16 protein-coding genes are annotated in these 21,895 nt (G+C 56.1%); 6 read left to right on the top strand and 10 right to left on the bottom strand.

What is annotated here, in order from left to right; translation table 11 throughout:
* Window positions 1–99 precede the first annotated feature (99 nt).
* Window positions 100–957, bottom strand: a complete 858-nt coding sequence (gene pssA, locus ACT3R7_RS08550) for a CDP-diacylglycerol--serine O-phosphatidyltransferase (RefSeq protein ID WP_193091916.1) — start codon at window positions 955–957, stop codon at window positions 100–102.
* Between the two features lie 340 nt (window positions 958–1,297).
* On the opposite strand from pssA, the gene ilvY reads away from it, so the two are divergent.
* Window positions 1,298–2,182: an HTH-type transcriptional activator IlvY gene (ilvY, locus tag ACT3R7_RS08545; RefSeq protein WP_193091917.1), complete on the top strand. Its 885-nt coding sequence runs from the start codon at window positions 1,298–1,300 to the stop codon at window positions 2,180–2,182.
* A 68-nt stretch (window positions 2,183–2,250) separates the two neighbouring features.
* On the opposite strand, the gene ilvN is transcribed toward ilvY, so the two are convergent.
* The 5 genes from ilvN to rluD all read right to left on the bottom strand — a co-directional run bounded on the left by ilvN (window position 2,251) and on the right by rluD (window position 9,375).
* Window positions 2,251–2,742: an acetolactate synthase small subunit gene (gene ilvN, locus ACT3R7_RS08540; RefSeq protein WP_018918924.1), complete on the bottom strand. Its 492-nt coding sequence runs from the start codon at window positions 2,740–2,742 to the stop codon at window positions 2,251–2,253.
* Entirely contained in the window at window positions 2,742–4,466 is a 1,725-nt protein-coding gene (locus ACT3R7_RS08535) for an acetolactate synthase 3 large subunit (RefSeq protein ID WP_192539869.1), read from the bottom strand. Before ACT3R7_RS08535 ends, ilvN begins: the two co-directional genes overlap by 1 nt.
* Window positions 4,467–4,920: 454 nt before the next feature.
* Window positions 4,921–7,518: an ATP-dependent chaperone ClpB gene (gene clpB / locus ACT3R7_RS08530; RefSeq protein WP_193091918.1), complete on the bottom strand. Its 2,598-nt coding sequence runs from the start codon at window positions 7,516–7,518 to the stop codon at window positions 4,921–4,923.
* A 142-nt stretch (window positions 7,519–7,660) separates the two neighbouring features.
* Window positions 7,661–8,419 carry a peptidoglycan editing factor PgeF gene (gene pgeF / locus ACT3R7_RS08525; protein ID WP_192539814.1) on the bottom strand — a complete coding sequence of 253 codons (759 nt, stop codon included), beginning with the start codon at window positions 8,417–8,419 and terminating at the stop codon, window positions 7,661–7,663.
* The gene (gene rluD / locus ACT3R7_RS08520; RefSeq protein WP_193091919.1) at window positions 8,416–9,375 is read right to left on the bottom strand and encodes a 23S rRNA pseudouridine(1911/1915/1917) synthase RluD; all 960 of its coding nucleotides are present in this window, start codon (window positions 9,373–9,375) and stop codon (window positions 8,416–8,418) included. Before rluD ends, pgeF begins: the two co-directional genes overlap by 4 nt.
* A 148-nt stretch (window positions 9,376–9,523) precedes the next feature.
* Here rluD and ACT3R7_RS08515 point away from each other — a divergent pair, with 148 nt between their 5' ends.
* Together ACT3R7_RS08515 and ACT3R7_RS08510 are read left to right on the top strand one after the other, a co-directional pair.
* Entirely contained in the window at window positions 9,524–10,333 is an 810-nt protein-coding gene (locus tag ACT3R7_RS08515) for an outer membrane protein assembly factor BamD (RefSeq protein WP_018918930.1), read from the top strand.
* A gap of 201 nt (window positions 10,334–10,534) precedes the next feature.
* Window positions 10,535–12,238 (top strand): methyl-accepting chemotaxis protein, encoded by a 1,704-nt coding sequence (locus ACT3R7_RS08510; protein WP_496199011.1) that lies wholly within the window; start codon window positions 10,535–10,537, stop codon window positions 12,236–12,238.
* 86 nt (window positions 12,239–12,324) lie between these two features.
* Here the strand turns inward: ACT3R7_RS08510 and ACT3R7_RS08505 are convergent, their stop codons facing one another.
* Window positions 12,325–13,959 carry an NAD+ synthase gene (locus ACT3R7_RS08505; protein ID WP_496199010.1) on the bottom strand — a complete coding sequence of 545 codons (1,635 nt, stop codon included), beginning with the start codon at window positions 13,957–13,959 and terminating at the stop codon, window positions 12,325–12,327.
* A gap of 128 nt (window positions 13,960–14,087) precedes the next feature.
* Here ACT3R7_RS08505 and ACT3R7_RS08500 point away from each other — a divergent pair, with 128 nt between their 5' ends.
* On the top strand, window positions 14,088–14,360 hold the full coding sequence (locus tag ACT3R7_RS08500) for a PP0621 family protein (protein WP_018918933.1): 273 nt from the start codon (window positions 14,088–14,090) through the stop codon (window positions 14,358–14,360).
* Here ACT3R7_RS08500 and thiO read toward each other — a convergent pair.
* The gene (thiO, locus tag ACT3R7_RS08495) at window positions 14,357–15,457 is read right to left on the bottom strand and encodes a glycine oxidase ThiO (protein ID WP_496199009.1); all 1,101 of its coding nucleotides are present in this window, start codon (window positions 15,455–15,457) and stop codon (window positions 14,357–14,359) included. The genes ACT3R7_RS08500 and thiO overlap by 4 nt on opposite strands.
* Before the next feature lie 101 nt (window positions 15,458–15,558).
* Here thiO and ACT3R7_RS08490 point away from each other — a divergent pair, with 101 nt between their 5' ends.
* The gene (locus ACT3R7_RS08490) at window positions 15,559–16,089 is read left to right on the top strand and encodes a GspH/FimT family pseudopilin (protein WP_444491568.1); all 531 of its coding nucleotides are present in this window, start codon (window positions 15,559–15,561) and stop codon (window positions 16,087–16,089) included.
* A gap of 6 nt (window positions 16,090–16,095) precedes the next feature.
* Here ACT3R7_RS08490 and trxB read toward each other — a convergent pair whose 3' ends face one another.
* The gene (trxB, locus tag ACT3R7_RS08485) at window positions 16,096–17,046 is read right to left on the bottom strand and encodes a thioredoxin-disulfide reductase (RefSeq protein WP_496199008.1); all 951 of its coding nucleotides are present in this window, start codon (window positions 17,044–17,046) and stop codon (window positions 16,096–16,098) included.
* A 224-nt stretch (window positions 17,047–17,270) separates the two neighbouring features.
* Here trxB and acnA point away from each other — a divergent pair, with 224 nt between their 5' ends.
* On the top strand, window positions 17,271–20,018 hold the full coding sequence (gene acnA, locus ACT3R7_RS08480) for an aconitate hydratase AcnA (protein ID WP_496199007.1): 2,748 nt from the start codon (window positions 17,271–17,273) through the stop codon (window positions 20,016–20,018).
* A 60-nt stretch (window positions 20,019–20,078) separates the two neighbouring features.
* Here acnA and ACT3R7_RS08475 read toward each other — a convergent pair whose 3' ends face one another.
* A complete protein-coding gene (locus ACT3R7_RS08475) occupies window positions 20,079–21,758 on the bottom strand; it encodes an NAD-dependent malic enzyme (RefSeq protein WP_496199006.1) in 1,680 nt (559 codons plus the stop codon).
* Between the last annotated feature and the right edge of the window lie 137 nt (window positions 21,759–21,895).

The raw sequence follows: 21,895 nt of genomic DNA, 5'->3' as shown, positions 1-21,895 counted from the left end.
CCACCGCTGGTAACGCTTGGCGTCCCCGGCAGCGGATGCGTACTTTACGGATTCGCTGCCGGATTGGCAAGGGCTTTTTTCAAAAGACGTAAAAAACTTTCAGCTTTTCGGTTTGGCCTTGCGCATAACCGCATAAATCGGCCCTGAGAGCACATAGGCACCAAACAGTAGAAGCAACATGACAGAAGGCTCAACCGAGATCATGACGAACCCAAGCACAACGGCCAGCAGTACCACGAAGGGCACAGGCTTTTTGAAGTCGAGATCCTTGAAGCTGTAGTAGCGGATATTGCTGACCATCAGAATGCCGGCGGCGGCCACTACTACCAACATCAAAAGCTTGAAACCAAATGCGTCAGCATCAAAGCTGTGGAAGGTCCAAACGCTCGCGGCTACCAATGCGGCGGCTGAGGGGCTGGGCAGCCCAATAAACCACTTCTTATCAACACTGCCAATTTGCACGTTAAAGCGCGCCAAGCGAAGTGCCGCACAGGCCACATACAAAAACGCGACTACCCAGCCAGTTTTACCAATATCCTGCAAAATCCAGGTGAAGGCCACTAATGCCGGCGCCATACCAAATGAGATCATATCGGCAAGGCTATCGTACTCGGCGCCAAAGGCACTTTGGGTATTGGTCATGCGCGCAACGCGCCCATCCAACCCATCCAGCACCATGGCGATAAAAATGGCGACGGCGGCAGACGTAAATTCACCGTTAATCCCGGCCACAACGGCAAAGAAACCTGAGAATAGCGCCGAGGTGGTAAACAGATTAGGTAGCAGGTAAATCCCTTTACGCCGAATCTTCTTCCCATCTTCCAGGGCCTCTTCGACGACTTCTGTATCACGTAAGAAAGCGGCAGCAAGATCCTCATTACCGACCGTATGATGATCGTCGTGGGTTTCCGGCAAGGAAGTCGAAGCTTGCTCTTGATCGCGAGCGTCCTGAGTCATAGATGTCATCCGTTAAATATAGAGTCACAAATAGTGAACACTTTCATTCTACACGGTGAGTCTTGGTCAGCCAGTCAATTGCATCAGGAAGCGTAAATTGAATACCGCTTACAGCGCACAAACAAAACGGGGCGCGCCGAAGCGCACCCCGTCAAGCTACAAAGATGGTTTTATCATTATCGAGTTGAATTGTTGTCAAAGCGTGTCAGCGCCGATGGCCACCTGCGCCGTCTTGTGCAGCGCTAGGTAAAGCGTAAAGCCACTTTACGCCAGTCGCCACTTTGCGTAAAACGCCATATTTGCAATACACTATTTCATCACTTGAAACGACGGCGCTTGTATGGATTTCCGGCTACTTAGACATTTTGTAGTGCTTTCCGACACGCTGCATTTTGGTCGCGCCAGCGAGCTTTGCCACGTCAGCCCTTCGACCCTAAGTCGTTCGATTCAGCAACTGGAAAGTGAACTTTCCACGCTGTTGTTCGAGCGCGACAACCGTCACGTCACGCTGACTGCACATGGCCTGGGCTTTCAGCACTATGCCCGCGAGACGCTGGAACAGTGGGAGATGACCAAGCGCCGCCTGGCCAATACCGCGCAGCTTAGCGGCGAAATCAGCATCTACTGTTCGGTAACGGCAAGCTATAGCTTCTTGTATGAGCTATTAAGCGATGTGCGTACTCGCCACCCCGGTATCGAACTGAAACTGCATACCGGCGACCCAGCCGACGCCATGCAAAGAGTGATGGAGGGCGATGATGATATGGCCATCACGCCGCGCCCACGCATTCCTCCCAACGCCCTGGCGTTCAAATCGCTCACTCGCTCGCCGCTGGTGTTCATCGCCCCTACGGCGCCCTGCAAATGGCTACCTGCCGCTCCCGCAAGCTCGACCGCCGAACAGTGGCAGCAGGTGCCCATGATTCTTTCTGAAGCAGGGCTATCGCGGGAACATGCCAACACCTGGTTCAAGGCGATGGGCGTAAGCCCACGCATCTACGCCCAGGTGGCGGGGCATGAGGCTATCGTCAGCATGGTGGGGTTAAGCTTTGGCGTGGGCGTAGTACCCAAAATCGTGCTGGATAACAGCCCGCTCGCCAACAGGGTCAGAGTATTGAGCGTGAAGCCCGAACTCCCTCACTACGATGTCGGTCTGTGCGTTCTCAACCGGCGTTTGAAAAACCCGATTATCGACGCGCTGTGGGCCGCGATTAGTGAGCGTTGATAACTAAAAAAGCACCGTCTTCAATAAGACGGTGCTTTGTCTAACCAGAAGTAACGCTACTCGATGCTTTAAAGCGAAAGCACCTTGTCGCCGCGTGCAATACCGGAAACCCCGGTACGCGCGACTTCAAGAATGCCCACAGGCGCCATGGCCTGCAGAAAAGCATCCAGCTTGGCGGCGTCCCCGGTAATCTGAACGGTATAAAGACTCGGCGTCACGTCGACGATCTGCGCGCGGAAGATATCCACGGTGCGTTTTACTTCATCGCGGGCAGCGCCCAGTGCCTTGACCTTCACCAGCATCAGCTCACGCTCGATGTGGTTGCCTTCGGTCAGATCGACAAGCTTCACTACATCGATCAGCTTATTAAGATGCTTGGTGATCTGTTCGATCACTCGGTCATCCCCTACCGTGGTCACCGTCAAACGCGAAAGCGATGGATCTTCGGTCGGCGCTACGTTAAGCGTTTCAATGTTGAAATTGCGCTGAGAAAACAGGCCGACCACACGTGACAGCGCACCCGGTTCGTTTTCCAACAGAATCGAGATGATATGTCGCATCAGGTACGCTCCGTTTTAGACAGCAGCATGTCGCGCATGGAGCCTAACGGCACCTGCATCGGATAGACGTGCTCAAAAGGGTCCACCTTCACGTCAAGAAATACCAGTTCGTGCTTGTTGGCAAACGCACGCTCAAGCGCCGGTTCAAGCTCATCCTGGGTAGTGACGGTAATCGCGGTAAACCCGTAAGCCTCAATCAACATATGGAAGTCAGGCAGCGACTCCATATAAGAGTGCGCATGGCGTGACTTGTAGTTCAAGTCCTGCCACTGGCGCACCATGCCTAGCGAGGCATTGTTCAGATTGAGGATTTTAACGCCCACGCCGTACTGCTTACAGGTGGAGAGTTCCTGCATCATCATCTGGAAACTGCCTTCACCGGTTACGCAGACTACGTCGTCATCCGGGAAGTTTTGCTTGATCCCCATCGCTGCCGGGAAACCAAAGCCCATGGTGCCAAGACCGCCTGAGGTGATCAGCCGGTTAGGCTTCTCAAACTTGTAATACTGAGCCGCGAACATCTGGTGCTGGCCCACATCGGTCGTCACGTAAGCCTCTCCACGCGTCACCCGGCATAAGGCTTCAACCACTTCTTGAGATTTTAACATCTCACCCGGTTTGGACGGCTCATAAAGCTTGCCATGGCGTTCAGTGCGCCAGCCATCGATCTTCTCCCACCACTCAGCAAGCGCTTCGGGGTGCGCAATAGGATGGCCCTGAACCAGGCTGATCATCTCATTGATAACGCTGTCGGCAGGCCCGACGATCGGCACATCGGCACGCACGGTTTTGGAGATCGAGCTGGGATCAACGTCGACATGAATAATTTTCGCCGTGGGGCAAAACTTAGACGTGTTATTGGTGACCCGGTCATCAAAGCGGGCGCCGATGGCGACAATCAAATCAGCGTGGTGCATGGCCATGTTGGACTCATAAGAGCCATGCATGCCTAGCCAGCCAAGGCTTTGACGATCGCTTTGCGGATACGCGCCAATGCCCATCAGCGTGGTGGTAATCGGGAAGCCCAGCCGTTTAACCAGATCCGTTAAACCTTCGCTGGCCTTGCCGGTCACCACACCACCACCGGTATAAAATACCGGGCGCTTGGCTTTGAGCATTAGCTCAACGGCCTTTTTGATCTGCCCGGTATGGCCACGTGTCACCGGGTTATACGAGCGCAGCTTGACCTTTTTCGGGTAGACGTACTCATAGCGCTCGGTGGGCGCAGTCATATCCTTGGGAATATCCACCACCACCGGACCAGGGCGCCCCGTCGAGGCAAGGTAAAACGCCTTTTTAAGCACTTCCGGGATTTCAGACGGGTGGCGAATCGAGAAGCTATGCTTCACGATCGGCCGAGTGACGCCCACGATATCGGTTTCCTGGAAGGCATCTTCACCGATCAGATGGCTCGCTACCTGACCACACAGCACCACCATGGGAATCGAATCCATGTACGCGGTGGCAATACCGGTAACGGCATTCGTAGCGCCGGGTCCGGAGGTAACCAGCACTACGCCGGGTTTACCCGAAGCACGGGCGTAACCGTCGGCTGCGTGAGTGGCAGCCTGCTCGTGACGCACAAGAATGTGCTTCACGCTGTCTTGGCGGAACAGCGCATCATAAATATGCAGCGCCGCACCGCCGGGATAACCATAAATGTACTCAACGCCCTCATCTTTCAAGAAGCGGGCGATCATATCTGCGCCGGAAAGCAGTTCCACTGTATTTCTCCCCTAGAGGTCTCGAGTGCGATCCGCAGGACATCCTGCGGTGTCGAGTGCGGCGGTATGCCGCTGCCGGCCCATGCCGGCACCTGATGCCAAACCCTGGCATACGGCCCGGTTAGGGCCTGCACTCTCTGAGAGCACCGATTTATGACGATATAAATCAGCCACTCCCTTATCACGGCGGATTGCCGCGTCGGGGCGTTGGCCAGGCCGAGCGGTTGGCTCAAACCCGGAAGTCCTTCGGCGGGTAAAGGCGTTAGCCTACCCTTCGCGCGGGAAAAAGGGGTTACCCGTCAGGTCCGCGCCCGCAAATCAGGAACTGATAAGATTCCATTAGCCTTCTAGCATGTCAACCATCAATGCCCGATGAATGTGCAAAGAAGCGATTTGAGATAAAAAAGCCCCGTCGGCAAAGCCTAACGGGGCATATGGTTATAACCAGGGCTGTTTAGATATTGAACGCAAGCTTGCCTTCAACAGCGCTCACCCGGATGGTATCTCCCGGTGAGAATTTGCCGGCCAGCAGATCTTGCGCCAGCGGGTTTTCAAGCCGGCTTTGAATAGCGCGTTTAAGTGGCCGCGCGCCATACACGGGGTCAAACCCCACCACGGCCAGCTGTGCCATGGCGTCATCGCTTATCTCAAGGCCTAAATCGTGCTCAGCCAAACGGGCTCGCAAGCGCTCCAGCTGAATACCCGCAATTGCCTGGATTTGCTCTTGGCCCAAAGCATGGAAGACCACCACTTCGTCAATGCGGTTGATCAGCTCGGGGCGGAAGTGATTACCCACCACCTCCATGACCATGTTTTTCATGTTTTCATAGTCATTGTCTTTATCAGCACTGACGTCACCACCCATGCGCTGAATGATGTCCGAGCCCATGTTGGAGGTCATCACGATCACGGTATTGCGGAAATCCACCGTGCGCCCCTGACCATCGGTTAACCGGCCATCTTCCAATACCTGAAGCAAGATATTGAAAACATCCGGATGGGCTTTTTCCACCTCATCCAGCAAAAGCACGGAGTAAGGCTTACGGCGCACCGCCTCGGTCAAGTAGCCGCCCTCTTCGTAACCTACATAGCCAGGAGGCGCACCGATCAGACGGGCCACGGAGTGCTTCTCCATGAATTCCGACATATCGATACGCACCATGGCCTCCTCGGTGTCGAACAGGAAATTGGCCAATGACTTACATAGCTCGGTTTTACCAACCCCGGTGGGCCCCAAGAACAGGAACGAACCGTTAGGCCGGTTGGGATCGGACAAGCCCGCCCGAGAGCGGCGCACGGCGTTGGCCACCGCTTCAACCGCTTCATTTTGGCCGATCACCCGTTCATGCAGGGCGTCTTCCATCCGCAGTAATTTATCGCGCTCGCCTTCGAGCATCTTGGAAACCGGAATCCCGGTCCAGCGCGAAACAACCTCGGCGATCTCCTCTTCAGTGACGTTGGAGCGCAGCAGTTGGTGGCTTGCGGTATCCGCTTCGCCTTCACCGCTTTCGGCAATTTTCTTTTCCAGCTCGGGAATTTTGCCGTACTGAATTTCCGACATACGCCCTAAATCGCCCTGCCGACGGGCCTGCTCCAGATCAAGACGCGCCTGTTCCAAATCAGCTTTGAACTGCGCTGAGCCCTGGATGCTGGCTTTTTCGGCCTTCCAGATTTCATCAAGGTCAGCGTATTCACGCTCGAACTCATGAATCTGATTGTTGAGCGCTTCCAAGCGCTTCTTGGTGGCTTCGTCGGTTTCCTTCTTAAGCGCCTCGCGCTCCATCTTGAGCTGGATTAAACGCCGATCCAGGCGGTCCATCGCTTCGGGCTTGGAATCAAGCTCCATACGAATCCGCGAGGCGGCCTCATCAATCAGGTCGATGGCCTTATCGGGCAACTGCCGGTCGGTGATATAGCGAGTAGACAGCTTCGCCGCGGCAATAATCGCCGAGTCAGTGATATCCACACCGTGGTGCACTTCATAGCGCTCTTTTAAGCCACGCAGAATTGCCACGGTATCTTCTTCTGTCGGTTCATCGACCAACACTTTCTGGAAACGACGCTCAAGAGCCGCATCTTTTTCGATATATTTGCGATACTCATCCAGCGTAGTGGCGCCGACGCAGTGCAGCTCGCCGCGGGCAAGCGCGGGTTTGAGCATATTGCCCGCGTCCATGGCGCCTTCCGCCTTACCGGCCCCCACCATGGTGTGCAGCTCATCGATAAACAGAATGACCCGCCCTTCTTCCTGAGAGAGCTCTTTGAGCACCGCTTTCAGGCGCTCCTCGAACTCACCGCGGAACTTGGCGCCCGCCAGCAGTGACCCCATATCCAACGACAGCACCCGTTTGTCTTTTAAGCCTTCGGGCACTTCACCGTTGACGATACGCTGTGCCAAACCCTCAACAATGGCGGTTTTACCCACCCCAGGCTCGCCAATCAAGACAGGGTTATTTTTGGTGCGCCGCTGAAGCACCTGGATAGTACGGCGAATCTCTTCGTCACGGCCAATCACCGGGTCGAGTTTACCGTCCAGGGCGCGCTGGGTAAGATCAAGGGTGTATTTATTGAGCGCCTCACGCTGATCCTCCGCATTCGGGTCATCGACGCTGGCACCGCCGCGCAGGCTATTAATCGCCGCCTCGAGTGACTTGCGGCTAAGCCCCGCGTCTTTCATCAGTTTGGTAAGCGGGCCGTTCATTTCTAACCCGGCCAGCAGCACCAGTTCACTGGCAATGAACTGATCGCCGCGCTTTTGCGCTTCACGGTCGGTTAGATTGAATAGCTTGATAAAATCCCGCGAGGGCTGCACTTCACCATCGAACTGGCCCACCTTGGGCAAGTTATCCAACTGCTGCACTAACCCATCGCGCAGGCGCGAGCTTGAGCCCTCGGCCTTTTCGATCAGGGCTTTAATGCCCGTGTCTTTGGTATCCAGCAGAGCGAGGAGAAGATGAGAGGGATCTAGTTGATTATGACCGCGACCCACGGCCAGTGATTGCGCTTCGGCAATGGCAGCCTGAAGCTTGGCAGTAAACTTATCAAAACGCATAGCGAGCCTCCTGGGGTAGCCCTGCGTTCGGACGCACGGCGTGGCCCAATAACATGTCGGTTAACGTGCTAATCACTATTAGCTTGACAAGTTAAATGGCGTCATTTCTGGCGTTTTCAAGAGCAGATAATACTCAGCAAGTTTATTTGTTGATCCAGATCACGCTCGCCATGCGCCCCGTGGTACCGCCATCGCGCCGGTAGGAGTAAAAGCGCGACTCACACGCCGTGCAGAAGTGCCCGCCGCTAATATGCTCGATCCCGAGCGCCTCCAGGCGAAACCGCGCCAGCCGATACAAGTCGGCCATATAGTGGCCCATCCGGTAAGGGCTATGGTCAAACGCCTCTGCGGTTTCAGGGTGAACAGCCACAAACGCGCCGTACACTTCTGGCCCCACTTCAAACTGGGCATTGGAAATCGCTGGCCCCAGCCAAACAAGAATATCGCCGGGCTCGGTATTCATGGCCGCAACCGTGGCTTCCAAAACGCCCCCCGCCAGGCCTCGCCAACCGGCGTGAGCCACCGCCACCTGGGTTCCGGCACGATTGCAGAACATGACCGGCAGGCAGTCCGCTGTGAGTACCACGCAAGCATACTCATCGGAGGTGGCAACGGCCGCATCCGCCTCTGGCGTATCGGCCTGATAACCCTGCTGCACACGTGCGCCGTGGGTCTGATTCAGCCATAACAACGGGCGCTCGTCGCCTATCTCTTTTTGCATCAGCCGTCGGCAAAGAGCGACATGTTCAGCATTATCGCCAACGTGGGCGGCCGTATTAAACGCCGCAAAATCATTCTGGCTGGGGCCTGTTTCCCGCGTGGTAACAAAGGCCCGCACGCTTGCGGGCGCAGGCCAGTCAGGAATCAGCAGTGTGGGGCGTAAATCGATGGCATCACTCATCGCATGGTCTCATTATCTTCGCGCAGGTAGTCCAACAACATTAGTAGATCATCGGGCAGGTCGGCATGAAAAGTGAGCGTTTCACCACTGACCGGATGCACAAAGCTTAGCTTGCGAGCATGCAGCGCCTGGCGAGGGAATTCCCGCAGGATTTCCTTGAGCGGCCCGGCCGCACCTGGCGGCAGTCTGGCGCGGCCACTGTAAAGCGGGTCGCCAATCAACGGGTAACGGGCGTGGGCCATATGCACGCGAATCTGGTGCGTACGCCCGGTTTCCAGCTGGCAGCGCACATGGGTATGGGCGCGAAACCGCTCGACCACGCGAAAGTGAGTCACGGCAGGCTTGCCCGAGTTGGTGACCGCCTGACGTTTGCGATCTTTCGGATGCCGACCAATAGGTGCATCGATGGTACTGCCCGCCACAGGCTTACCAATCACCACCGCGTCGTACTGGCGCGATACGCTACGTGCCTGAAGCTGTTCGACCAGCACGGTTTGCGCCTGAATGGTTTTAGCCACCATCATCAAGCCAGTGGTGTCTTTATCCAGACGGTGAACAATCCCGGCGCGCGGCACCTCGGCAAGCGTAGAGTGATGGTAAAGCAGCGCGTTGAGCAAGGTCCCGTCCGGGTTACCGGCCGCGGGATGCACGACCATATTGGCAGGCTTGTTGATAACCATCACCGCATCATCTTCATAGACAATATCTAGCGGTATATCCTGGGCTTCAAAGCGCCGATCTTCTTCGATGGTCGCCTTCAACAACAGCACTTCATGGCCGTGCAGCTTCGCTTTCGGTTTGGTTTGTACGCCGTCCACGGTCAGCTCACCCGCGTTGATCCATGCTTTTAATCGCTCGCGAGAGTAATCACTGAACAACTCCGCCGCCGCTTGGTCAAAACGCGCACCTGCGAGCGTCGCAGGTACACGTTGCATGGCTTCAACTATCCGGGGCATGACGTTACTTCCTTTAACAACACCCGACAATACGCTGCTAAGCCTGCGTTTTGCGTCGAGGTGATTTATAGTGGGCTTACTGTGACCTATTCTATCATGGCCATCGTCGCTTTTCGGTGATTGAGGCTTGTTTGCAACGAGGATGATGATGCGCGTTTTTTCTGCTGCCAACCGCTTTGGTGCCCTAGCTTTAAGCCTTGCCCTTCTGGCAGGCTGCGCCAGTAACGATACAACACCTGATGAAGAGCAAGATGAATTTGCCGGGGTGCAAGAGCGCGAGCTTTACGAACTGGCGCGCACGGCGCTGGATAGCAACCGTTACCCAATTGCGATCGAGCGGCTGGAAGCACTGGATACCCGCTATCCTTTCGGCCCTCATGCCGAGCAAGCGCAGCTAGAGCTGGTCTACGCCTACTATGAAAATAGCGACTGGGAAGAAGCCCGGGCGGCGGCAAGCCGTTTCATTCGCCTGCATCCTGACCACCCCCAAGCGGATTATGCTTACTACCTGCGCGGGCTTTCTGCCTGGCAGGCCGGCCGCTTCAGCCTGGAACGCTTACGCCTGATCGATATTTCCAAGCGTGACCTGGGCGCCTCACGCGATGCGTACAACGATTTCCGCGAGCTGATCCAGCGCTTCCCGCAAAGCGAATACGCGCCAGATGCTCAGCAGCGCATCGTCTATTTGCGCGAGCTACTAGCCAACCATGAGCTGCATGTGGCTGACTACTACCTGCGGCGTGGCGCCTATCTGGCAGCGGTTGAACGTGGCCGCTGGGTAGTTGAGCATTACCCTGAGTCCAACGCCACCCGCGATGCACTGGCCACCATGGTTGAAGGCTACCAAGGCCTGGGCATGAACGACCGGGCTGGCGAAGTACTTGCCGTACTGCGCGAAAATGCGCCTGACCACGAGCAGCTTCAGGGCGGCCGCTTTGTACCCAAACATCTTGACTGACACCTTCAGCACGGCTTGAGCAACGCTCATCCCTGTCCAATAGCCCTGTCATTCTGAATAAAACCACGCTTCGGCGTGGTTTTTTGTTTATAGCCAGTTCCGAACCAATAGTTAATCAATAGTTGTACAAAAAACAAATAGCGTACTAGTATCCTCACACCCCGAATAAAAAGCGTCCTCCCAGCATTCAAGGAACTGATCATGCTCACGTCAAACGCCCGTTTTGCAGGCGCTAAGATAAGTACGCGCCTAATACTGGCCTTTTCCACCATACTGGCACTGCTGATAGCACTGACGACTATCGGTATCTATCAGGTCAATCAGATCAATCATGGGCTTACCGCCATCAATGATATCAATGGCACCAAGCAGCGATTTGCCGTGGACATGCGCGGCAGCGTGCATGATCGCGCCATTGCTCTGCGCGATATTGTCATGACGACGGACAATGGCCGCCAAAGTGCCCTACGCGCCGAGCTTCAAAGCTTGCAAAATGATTACCAAACCGCCACGGCTGGCATGCAGCAGATCATCAACCAATACTCGACCACGCCCGAGCAGGTGAATCTGCTTGATACGATTGAACGCCAGGCCGTGATTACCCGCAGCCTGACCCAGCAGGTCATTGACGCCCACGATGCAGGCACTGATGAGGCCGAACGAACGCTAATGCTTGACCAGGCAGGACCTGCCTATAGCGAGTGGTTAAACCGTATCAATCAGTTTATCGACATGCAGACCCGGATCAACGATGTCAGCACGTCAGAGGCACGTGCAACCGCGTCGGGCTTTCAAATGCTGATGCTGGGTTTGACGCTGTTTGCGCTGCTGGTGGGTGGCTTGATTGCAATGTTTCTCTCCCGTCAATTGCTGCGCGAGCTGGGCGCCGAGCCGCATGAAGTCAAAGCCTTTGCCGAAGCTATCGGACGGGGTGAGCTAACCACCAAAGGGCAGCTCAAAAAAGGCGACACGCGCAGTATCATGGCTTCTCAGGTGGCCATGGCCCAGCAGCTACAAACCATTGTTACCCAGGTGCGCGCCTCGGCGGAAGCAGTGGCATCCAACAGCGAACAGATCGCGGAAGGCAACAACGACCTGTCATCACGCACCGAGCAGCAGGCTAGCGCCCTGGCCGAAACGGCTTCAGCCATGGAGCAGCTCAACAGCACGGTAAAACTCAACGCAGAAAATTCCGAACAGGCAAGCCAGGAAGCGCAAAGCGCTTCACAGCTCGCTACCAAAGGCGGTGATGCGGTACATCAGGTAGTGGATACCATGAACGAGCTGAACCAGAGCTCTCAGGAAATCGCCGGTATTACCTCGACCATTGATTCCATCGCCTTCCAGACCAACATACTGGCGCTCAATGCCTCCGTTGAGGCGGCCCGAGCAGGCGAGCATGGCCGAGGCTTCGCCGTGGTGGCTGAAGAGGTGCGCAATCTTGCCCAGCGCAGCGCGGAAGCCGCTCGCGAAATCAATCAACTGATCGCCAGCAATCTAGACCGCGTCAAGCACGGCAACCAGCGCGCCGAAGAAGCAAGCAAATCTACAGAAGAGATCGTGGCGGCGATTGATCGCGTGACCACCATCATGCAGGAGATCAGTAACGCAAGCGCCGAACAGAGCGCCGGCGTACAGGAAGTCGGCCAGGCCGTTACCGAGATGGATCAAGTGACCCAGCAGAACGCAGCACTGGTGGATCAAAGCGCCAAGTCCGCCTCCAACCTGCGCCAGAATGCCCGCCAGCTGCTGCAAATGATGGGAGCATTCAAACTTCCTCAAGCTGCCCCAAAAACTACTCAACCGGCTGGTCAACATCTAGCGCCGGCTACCTCACCGGTGGTGCGCCAGCCGGCCCTGAGCCCTGCCCAGCGCCAACCAGAACCTGAGTGGGAAAGCTTCTAGCCCCCTATCACTACCCGCGACAATAAAAAAGGCTCCTGCTATAAAGCATTACGCAGGAGCCTTTTGCGTTGGGTCTGGCGCTATGCTTAGTCGCCCGGCTGCCAGCCGTTAACAATCGGGTAGCGGCGGTCGCGTCCGAAACCGCGCGATGTTACCCGCACGCCAACCGGGGCCTGCCGACGCTTGTACTCGCAGCGGTCTACCAGTTTGACCACCTGATAAACGTCTTCAGCGTCAAAACCGGCGGCAATAATCGCTTCAGCGCTCATATCGCCTTCGATGTAGCTCAACAGGATGGCGTCGAGCACGTCGTAATCAGGTAATGAGTCGCTATCCTGCTGGCCGGGCGCCAGTTCTGCGCTGGGTGGCCGCTCAATAACGCGCTCAGGGATCGCCGGAGACTGGGTGTTACGCCAGCTCGCCAAACGATAGACCCAGGTTTTATAGACATCCTTGAGCGCATTGTAGCCACCCACCATATCGCCGTAGAGCGTGGCGTAGCCCACCGCCATTTCACTCTTGTTGCCGGTGGTCAGCACCATCAGGCCCTTCTTGTTGGACAGCGCCATTAGCAGCACACCCCGGCAACGCGACTGAAGGTTCTCTTCAGTGGTATCGCGCTCGGTGCCGGCGAAGCTTTCCGAAAGCGTCGCCATAAAGGCATCGACCATGGGCTCGATGGGCATCACCTCGTAATGCACGCCAAGCATTTCCGCCTGTTGGGCGGCGTCCTGCTTCGAGATATCCGCGGTGTAGTGATACGGCATCATCACCGCCTGCACCCGCTGCGGCCCTAAAGCATCTACAGCAATTGCCAGGGACAGCGCTGAGTCGATACCGCCGGAAAGCCCCAACACCACGCCTTCAAAGCCACTTTTATTGACGTAATCGCGAAGCCCCGTTACCAGCGCGCAGTAAAGGCTCTCTTCCGGCTCTACATCCGGTTCGATTTCACCGGCCTGGGGCTCCCAGGTAGACGCGCTGGTCTGCAGCAGTTGCACCGGCATCAGGCCTGCCTGCCAATACGGGGCGAGAACCTTTAGCTCGCCATTGGCATCCACGCACTTGGAGCCGCCGTCAAATACCAGCTCATCCTGGCCGCCAATCGTGTTGACATAAATAATTGGCCGGTTGACGTCCTGGGCACGCAGCTCCAGCAGGCGTAGGCGCTCACCCGGCTTGTCCTGGTGGTAAGGGGAAGCGTTCAGGCTGATAAGTACTTCCGCCCCCGCGGCCGTTGCGGAGCGTACCGGCTCGCTTTCCCACAGGTCTTCGCAAATCAGCAGCCCGAGCTTGACGCCTTTATGCTCATACACCAGCGGCTCAGTGCCCGGCGTAAAATAGCGCTGCTCATCGAATACCTGATAGTTGGGCAGCGCCTGCTTGGCATATTCGGCGTCCCACTGGCCGTTATACAGCACGCCCGCGAGGTTATAGCGCTTGCCTTCGCGCACGCCGGGATAGCCTATGATGACCAATACGTCGCGAGCGACTTTTTCAGCCATTTTAGCCCGCGCTTCGCGCAGCCGGGTCTCCATGGAGGGGCGTAGTAGTAAATCTTCCGGCGGGTAGCCAGATAAAAAAAGCTCAGGGAAGATAACGATATCCGCCCCATGCTCAATGCGCGCTTCGCGCACAGCTTCAATAGCACGCGCCGCATTGCCGGGAATATCCCCGACAAGCGGATCGAGTTGGGCCATTACCAGCGTTAAGTCTTGCATGGGCGTTAAAATCTCTTGAGAATCTTTGAAACATTGTCAGGTCAATGCATTGTCCCGCAAGGACCGCCTGCTGGCAAAGCCCGCACCGGCATTGATCACTTCATCTCCGCTTAGGAGGGCCTATAAGGATGAACCTTTTGATCATTCGCTTAATTATTTTCGCCGTACTGTTCTATGTCGGCCTGAAGCTTTACGGCATGTATCGCCAGCATAAGCTTGCCCGTGATGAGCAGCATGGCGCTTTAAAACGTCACGAGGGCGGCCAGATGGTGCGCTGCCGCTGGTGTGATGTTCATGTACCGGAAACCGAGGCGCTGCGCGACCACGAGCAGTGGTTCTGCTCAAGCGCCCATCGCGACCGCTACCTTCAGGAGCAGCAGGATAAAGACGGCGGCGCTTAGCCTCCCAAGTGCGCCCGGGTCGGTAGGAAAGGCGTCGGGTCAATTAACGGCTCCCGGCCAAGCAGTTGATCGGCCAGCAAATGGGTAGAGGCTGGCGCCAGCACTAGCCCATTACGGTAATGCCCGGCGTTAACAAACACATTGGGCTGCTCTGGGATTGCGCCGATAAATGGAACGCCGTCAGGTGAGCCGGGGCGCAGGCCTGCCCAGTGGTAGGCAACCGGGCAGTTTGCCAGAGCCGGCACGATACGCTCGGCGCTTTGCTTTAATGAAGCCAGCGCCTCTGCGTCGGTAGTTTTATCAAACCCCGCCTCTTCCAGCGTAGAGCCGACCAACAGCAGGCCATCGTTACGCGGGATCACATAGCGGCCGTCTTTCAGCACCACACGCTGCACAAGCCCTGGGGGCGCCTGGTAGGCAATCATCTGACCTTTCACTGGGCGTACCGGCAGGTGCACGTCAAGGGTTGACAGTAGCTTCGCGCTCCACGCGCCACCGCATACCACCAGCCGCGCGGCTTCAAAGGCTCTTTGCGAGGTGTTAACGCCGACCACTACTCCATCACGGCGTAGAAAGTCGTGCATCTCGCAGTGTTCCTGTAGCGTTACCCTCGGCATGCCGAGTAATTTGGCGCGTAGCGCCTGGCCAAGCCTTGGGTTCCGCACGCTGCCCAAGGTGGGCATCCACAGCGCATTTTCATGAGTAATGGCAACGTCAGGCTCTTTTTGATGCACAAAATCGGCATCTACCTGCACCAGTGGTTTACCCAGCTGGCGCGCCCAGCCTAGCGCGCGCTCCTCGTCATCGACATTTAAATAGAGCAAACCTTTTTGGCGGTACTCGGGGTCAATGCCGGTCTCTTCAAGTAAACGCAGTGCCAGGGTCGGGTAGGCTCCTTCTGACCAGCGTGAAAGCTGCGAGATGGGCGGCGCATAACGCCACGGATAGAGCGGTGATACAATCCCGCCACCCGCCCAGGAGGCTTCTTTGCCACAGGTGCCACGCTCAATAATCGTGACGTGCTGCCCGGCATCGGCTAACTGCAGCGCGGTCAGCATGCCGATAACACCGCCGCCAATAATTAGAAAATCGCTCACTCACGTTGCCTGCTTTGGCTTGCTTAATGGCCGACACACAGGCCGGATAGGACGATGAGCATAGCGAGGAGATTGGACAGGTCAAGCGACAGGGAGAGTACATGACGCATCGCCATACCGAATATTCACTCAGAGCGAGCGGATTTACCCTTATCGAGCTGCTGGTTGTGCTGGTATTGGTAGGTGCGGTGGCAGTTTGGGGTGTGCCACGTTTTCAGTCATTAGGCGAGCGCACGGCGGTCACGAGTGAAGTAAACCGGCTGCAAAGCGCGCTTTCACTGGCCCGCAGTACGGCAATTACTCAGCAGGGCGATATAACGCTGTGCCCGGCCAGTACCAATTACAACACTTGTCTAAGCGACTGGAGCGGCGAGCTGATGATCGTCAATGGCGATAAGACGCGAGATATCAGTCAGGACGAGATCGTGCGACTGTTTCCGCCCACCAGCGGTGTGGATGTGAGCAAAAACGGCCATGCGCGGATCAAATACACGTCGCTTGGGCATGCCACGGGATTTAACAGTACGTTTTCGATCTGCCCCCGGCACGCAGCCGGGCGCACGCAAGGGGCAGATTTGGTACTCAGCGTATTAGGCCGGGCCAGGGTGGTCGAAGCGCCTATCGACTGCTAAGACAGCCTAGGCAATGCCATCCAGATAACGCTCGGCATCCAGCGCAGCCATACAGCCGCTACCCGCAGAGGTAATCGCTTGGCGATAGATATGATCCATGACATCGCCACAGGCAAACACGCCGGGCACGCTGGTTGCAGTGGCATTACCTTCAAGCCCTGAATTCACCTTGATATAGCCACCGTTCATTACCAACTGGCCTTCAAAAATGCCGGTATTGGGATGGTGGCCAATGGCGATAAAGAGCCCTGGGGCCTGAATTTCTTTGAGCGTGCCGTCCAGCGTTGATTTCAGGCGTACGCCGGTAACGCCTGTGTTATCGCCCAGCACCTCATCAATTTCCTGGAACCACTCAAGCGCAATGGTGCCCGCCTCGACTTTTTCGAACAGCTTATCCTGCAGGATCTTTTCGGCACGCAGCGAATCGCGACGGTGTACCAGAGTAACTTTCGAGGCGATATTGGAAAGATACAGCGCCTCTTCCACCGCCGTATTGCCGCCGCCAACCACAATGACTTCCTGGTTACGGTAGAAAAATCCGTCGCAAGTTGCACACGCCGAAACGCCCTGGCCCATAAACTGCTGTTCAGACGGCAGGCCGATATAACGCGCGCTGGCGCCGGTTGCTACAATCAACGCGTCACAGGTGTAGATGCTGCTGTCGCCCTTGAGGGTAAACGGCTTCTCATCCAGGCTGACGTCATTGATATGATCGAACAGCACTTCGGTATTAAAGCGCTCGGCGTGCGCTTTCATCCGCTCCATTAGCTCAGGGCCTTGTACCCCTTGATCATCGCCTGGCCAATTATCAACGTCTGTCGTGGTGGTTAACTGGCCACCCGCCTGCATTCCGGTAATCAGCAGCGGCTTTAAATTAGCTCGTGCTGCATACACGGCCGCTGTGTATCCCGCCGGGCCGGAACCAAGAATAATCAAACGTTCATGACGCGTTTCCATGACACCACCTTGTAAAATCTAGCTGATAAAGTCGCAGAGAGTTTGCCTGAAATGGCGCCAAGTACAAGCGATTGCAAGGTTAAGCGTTGGCTATTAGGCGAAGACACCTTGAATCAGCCTTTATAAACACCCATGTCCTACTACTATGTAAGCCATACTAAAAAGGAAGACAGTGACCGTCGCGCTAAGCGAAATGCCGCGCAACGCAATAAGAGGAGAAAGGCATGAGTAATACACCCGATACACTGCAAACGCTGGATGTGGGTAGCCAGCAGTACCACTACTATAGCCTTCCCAAAGCCGCCGACGCGCTTGGCAACATTGACCGGCTCCCCAAAACGCTAAAAATTCTACTCGAAAACCAGCTGCGTTTTGCCGATGATGAAAGCGTTGACCAGGAAGATATGCAGGCGCTGGTCGACTGGCAGAAAGAGGGTAAATCCAGCCGTGAAATCGGCTACCGCCCGGCTCGCGTATTAATGCAGGATTTTACCGGCGTACCCGGCGTAGTCGATTTAGCCTCCATGCGCGCAGCGGTAGAAAAGCTCGGCGAAGACCCCGCTCGCATCAATCCTCTTTCTCCGGTTGATCTGGTAATCGACCACTCTGTCATGGTCGACAAGTTTGGCAATGCCACGGCGTTTGAAGAGAACGTCGAAATTGAGATGCAGCGCAACCGTGAACGCTACGAGTTTTTGCGCTGGGGTCAGCAGGCCTTCAATAACTTCAGCGTAGTGCCGCCCGGCACCGGTATCTGCCACCAGGTCAACCTTGAGTATTTGGGCCGCAGCGTGTGGACCAAAGAAGAAGATGGCACCACCTTTGCCTACCCGGATACCCTGGTAGGCACCGACTCTCATACCACCATGATCAACGGCCTTGGCGTACTCGGCTGGGGTGTAGGCGGTATCGAAGCCGAAGCGGCGATGCTTGGTCAGCCGGTATCCATGCTGATTCCGGAAGTGATCGGCTTCAAACTGACCGGCAAGCTGCGTGAAGGCATTACCGCGACGGACTTAGTCCTCACCGTTACCGAAATGCTGCGCAAAAAAGGCGTTGTGGGTAAGTTTGTCGAATTCTACGGCGATGGTCTGAAAGACCTGCCCCTTGCTGACCGCGCGACGATTGCCAACATGGCACCCGAATACGGCGCCACCTGTGGCTTCTTCCCGGTCGATGACGAAACGCTGAACTATATGCGCTTAACCGGGCGCGAAGATGAGCAGGTTGCGCTGGTAGAAGCCTATAGCAAAACCCAGGGGCTGTGGCGTGAGCCTGGCGACGAGCCGGTGTTCACCGATACCCTGCACCTGGATATGACCGAAGTTGAAGCAAGCCTTGCAGGGCCCAAGCGTCCGCAGGATCGTGTTGCTCTAAAAGATATGGCCGCGGCTTTTGATAAAATCATGCAGGAAGATGCCAAGGCTCAGCCCACCACGGAAAAAGGCAAGTTCGACTCTGAAGGTGGACAAGCGGCCGTAGGCATTGAGCGCAGCCTTGAAGGCGAGTTCAAGCATGCCAGTAGCCAGGACGTCACGATTGGCGATCAGGCCTTTAGCCTTGATCCAGGCGCTGTGGTCATTGCCGCCATCACCTCGTGCACCAATACGTCTAATCCTAGCGTCATGATGGCCGCTGGCCTTCTGGCCCGCAAAGCGCGCGAGAAAGGCCTGGCTACCAAGCCCTGGGTGAAAACCTCGCTGGCTCCAGGCTCCAAGGTGGTCACCGATTATCTGGCGGCGGCCAACTTGAACGACGATCTAGACGCTTTAGGCTTTAACCTGGTCGGTTATGGTTGCACAACGTGTATCGGTAACTCAGGCCCACTGCCTGAGGCGATCGAGAAAGCCGTCAACCAGGGTGATTTAACCGTGGCCTCGGTACTTTCGGGTAACCGTAACTTCGAAGGCCGTGTTCACCCGCTGGTCAAAACCAACTGGCTCGCCTCGCCCCCCCTGGTGGTTGCCTATGCGCTGGCAGGCAACGTTCAGCGCGATTTAACCAAAGATCCCTTGGGCGAGGACAGTGACGGCAACCCGGTTTATCTGAAAGATATCTGGCCTTCTCAAGCCGAAATTGCCGAGGCCGTTGAAAAAGTAAATACCGAGATGTTCCGTAAAGAGTACGGCGAGGTATTTGAAGGTGATGAAACGTGGCAGGCGATTAATGTTTCTGAAAGCCAGGTTTATCAGTGGCCTGAATCTACCTACATTCAGCACCCGCCTTTCTTCGAAGGTATGGGCCGCGAACCCGACCCCATCGAAGATGTGAGCAATGCCCGCGTTCTCGCCATGTTGGGCGACTCGGTAACCACCGACCATATTTCACCCGCCGGCGCTATCAAACCGGATAGCCCCGCAGGCCGCTACTTGCAGGAGCATGGAGTGAAACCGGTCGACTTCAACTCCTACGGCTCGCGCCGGGGTAATCATGAAGTTATGATGCGCGGCACCTTCGCCAACGTGCGTATCAAAAACGAGATGCTGGATGGCGTGGTCGGGGGTGAAACCCGCTATGTGCCCAGCGGCGAGCAGATGTCGATTTACGATGCCGCCATGAAATACCAGGAAGCAGGCACGCCGCTTGTCGTGATTGCCGGTAAAGAGTACGGCACCGGCTCTTCGCGCGACTGGGCCGCCAAAGGAACACGCTTGTTGGGCGTGCGCGCCGTCATTGCCGAGTCGTTCGAGCGTATCCACCGCTCCAACCTGATCGGCATGGGCGTGGTACCGCTGCAATTCCCGGAAGGTGAGACGCGTGAAACGCTGGGATTAACCGGTGATGAGGAAGTATCGATTGCGGGATTAAGTGATTTAAGCCCCGGCAAAACGGTCCAGGTCGTGATCAAAAACGGTGATAACGAACGTACCGTTGATGCCAAGTGCAGAATTGATACGGTCAACGAGCTGGCTTACTACCGCCACGGTGGTATCCTTCACTACGTGCTGCGCAAAATGATCGGCGCAGCCTAAGTAATACCTACCAATGCTTGCATGCCCCCACCTCGGTGGGGGCTTTTTTTTGCCTATTCCTTAAACGGCACGGCGACGATAGGTACGATACTCAGGCGACCAGCTCGCTTTCTCGATAGCTTCACGTAGCTTGGTGCCGCTGGTCGTCAACGCAACGCCATTATGTTGGGCGGTGGCGGCAACTTCGAAGGCAATCGACTGGCTGATTTCCCGAATACGCGAAAGTGGCGGTAGAAGCGCGCCTTTACCCTCTTTAACGATCGGTGCTTCACGCGCCAGCGCCCGCGAGGCGCTCATCAGCATCTCGTCGGTAATCCGGTTCGCGTTGGCGGCAATCACGCCTAACCCAATACCCGGGAAGATATACGCATTGTTGCACTGGGCAATCGGGTACGTACGGCCGTTATACACCACCGGCGCAAAGGGGCTGCCGGTAGCGACCAACGCCTGACCATCGGTCCAGCGAATCACGTCTTCAGGCACCGCTTCCGCCTGAGAGGTCGGGTTGGAAAGCGGCATGATGACCGGGTGCTCGCAGCCCGCGTGCATGGTTTTCACTACCTGCTCGGTAAAGATACCGCGCTGGCCACACACACCAATCAATACCGTCGGCTTCATCTGGGCGATGGTTTCTTCCAGGCCCTGGCCATTCCACTCGGCGACCAACGACGGGTCATGCGCCAGACGGCGCTGGAAATCACGCTGCCACTCCTGATCTGAAGTCATCAAGCCTTCGCGGTCGACAACGAACACTCGCGCCCGCGCTTCGCTTTCCGTCAGGCCTTCAGCTTCCATTGCGACCACAACCTGCTCGGCAATCCCGCAACCGGCAGAGCCGCCGCCAACGAATACCACACGCTGCTGAGCAATGGTTTCTTCACGCGCCTGACAGGCCGCCATGAGCGTTCCCACGACAACGGATGCCGTGCCCTGAACATCATCGTTAAAACAGCACAGCTCGTTGCGATAGCGCTCAAGCAGCGGCACCGCGTTAGCCTGAGCAAAATCCTCAAACTGCAGCAGCGCATTGGGCCAGCGGCGTTTTAGTGCTGAAATGAACTCCGCCATAAAGGCATCGTACTCTTCCTGGCCTACCCGCTTATGGCGCCAGCCCATGTACATGGGGTCGTCCAGCAGCGCCTGATTATTGGTGCCCACGTCGATCATGATCGGCAGGGTATGCGCGGGGCTGATGCCACCACAAGCGGTATAAAGCGCCAGCTTACCAATTGGGATACCCATGCCGCCGATGCCCTGATCGCCCAGACCCAGGATACGCTCGCCGTCGGTTACCACGATCACTTTAACGTTATCTTTAGTGGCGCTGCGCAGCATGTCATCCATATGCTCGCGATCCTGGTAGCCGATAAACAGGCCCCGGTGATTGCGATAAATATTGGAGAACTCCTGACACGCCTGACCAACGGTCGGCGTATAGATAATCGGCAGCATCTCTTCCAGATGCTCGGATACCAATCGGAAGTAGAGCGTTTCGTTGTCGTCCTGAATGGCACGCAGATAAATGTGGCGTTCAAGATCGCTATTGCACTGCTGGTACTGGCGATAAGCGCGCTCTAACTGATCGTCAATGGTTTCGACATTTTGCGGCAGTAGGCCAATCAGGTTAAACGCCAATCGCTCCTCTTGAGTAAACGCGCTGCCTTTGTTCAATAGTGGCATTTCAAGTAAAGAAGGACCGGCGTAAGGAATATATAAGGGGCGTTTACTCGTCGTGGACATAGGCGCTCTCATTCGGGTCAAATTCTATTGCAATGCAGCAACGCTGGGCGTTGGCGGCGTTTGCCAATAATGTAACATGCTAGTACGACAAAGGTGGAAGTGACACACCGATTACGATAAAAAACGCCCCGGCTTTG

This window comes from Halomonas sp. AOP43-A1-21, from assembly GCF_052376775.1.
In the GTDB taxonomy this organism is placed as follows: Bacteria; Pseudomonadota; Gammaproteobacteria; order Pseudomonadales; family Halomonadaceae; genus Vreelandella; species Vreelandella colorata.
Note: the sequence above shows the minus strand (reverse complement) of the source record. Positions and strands in the feature narration are given on the sequence as shown.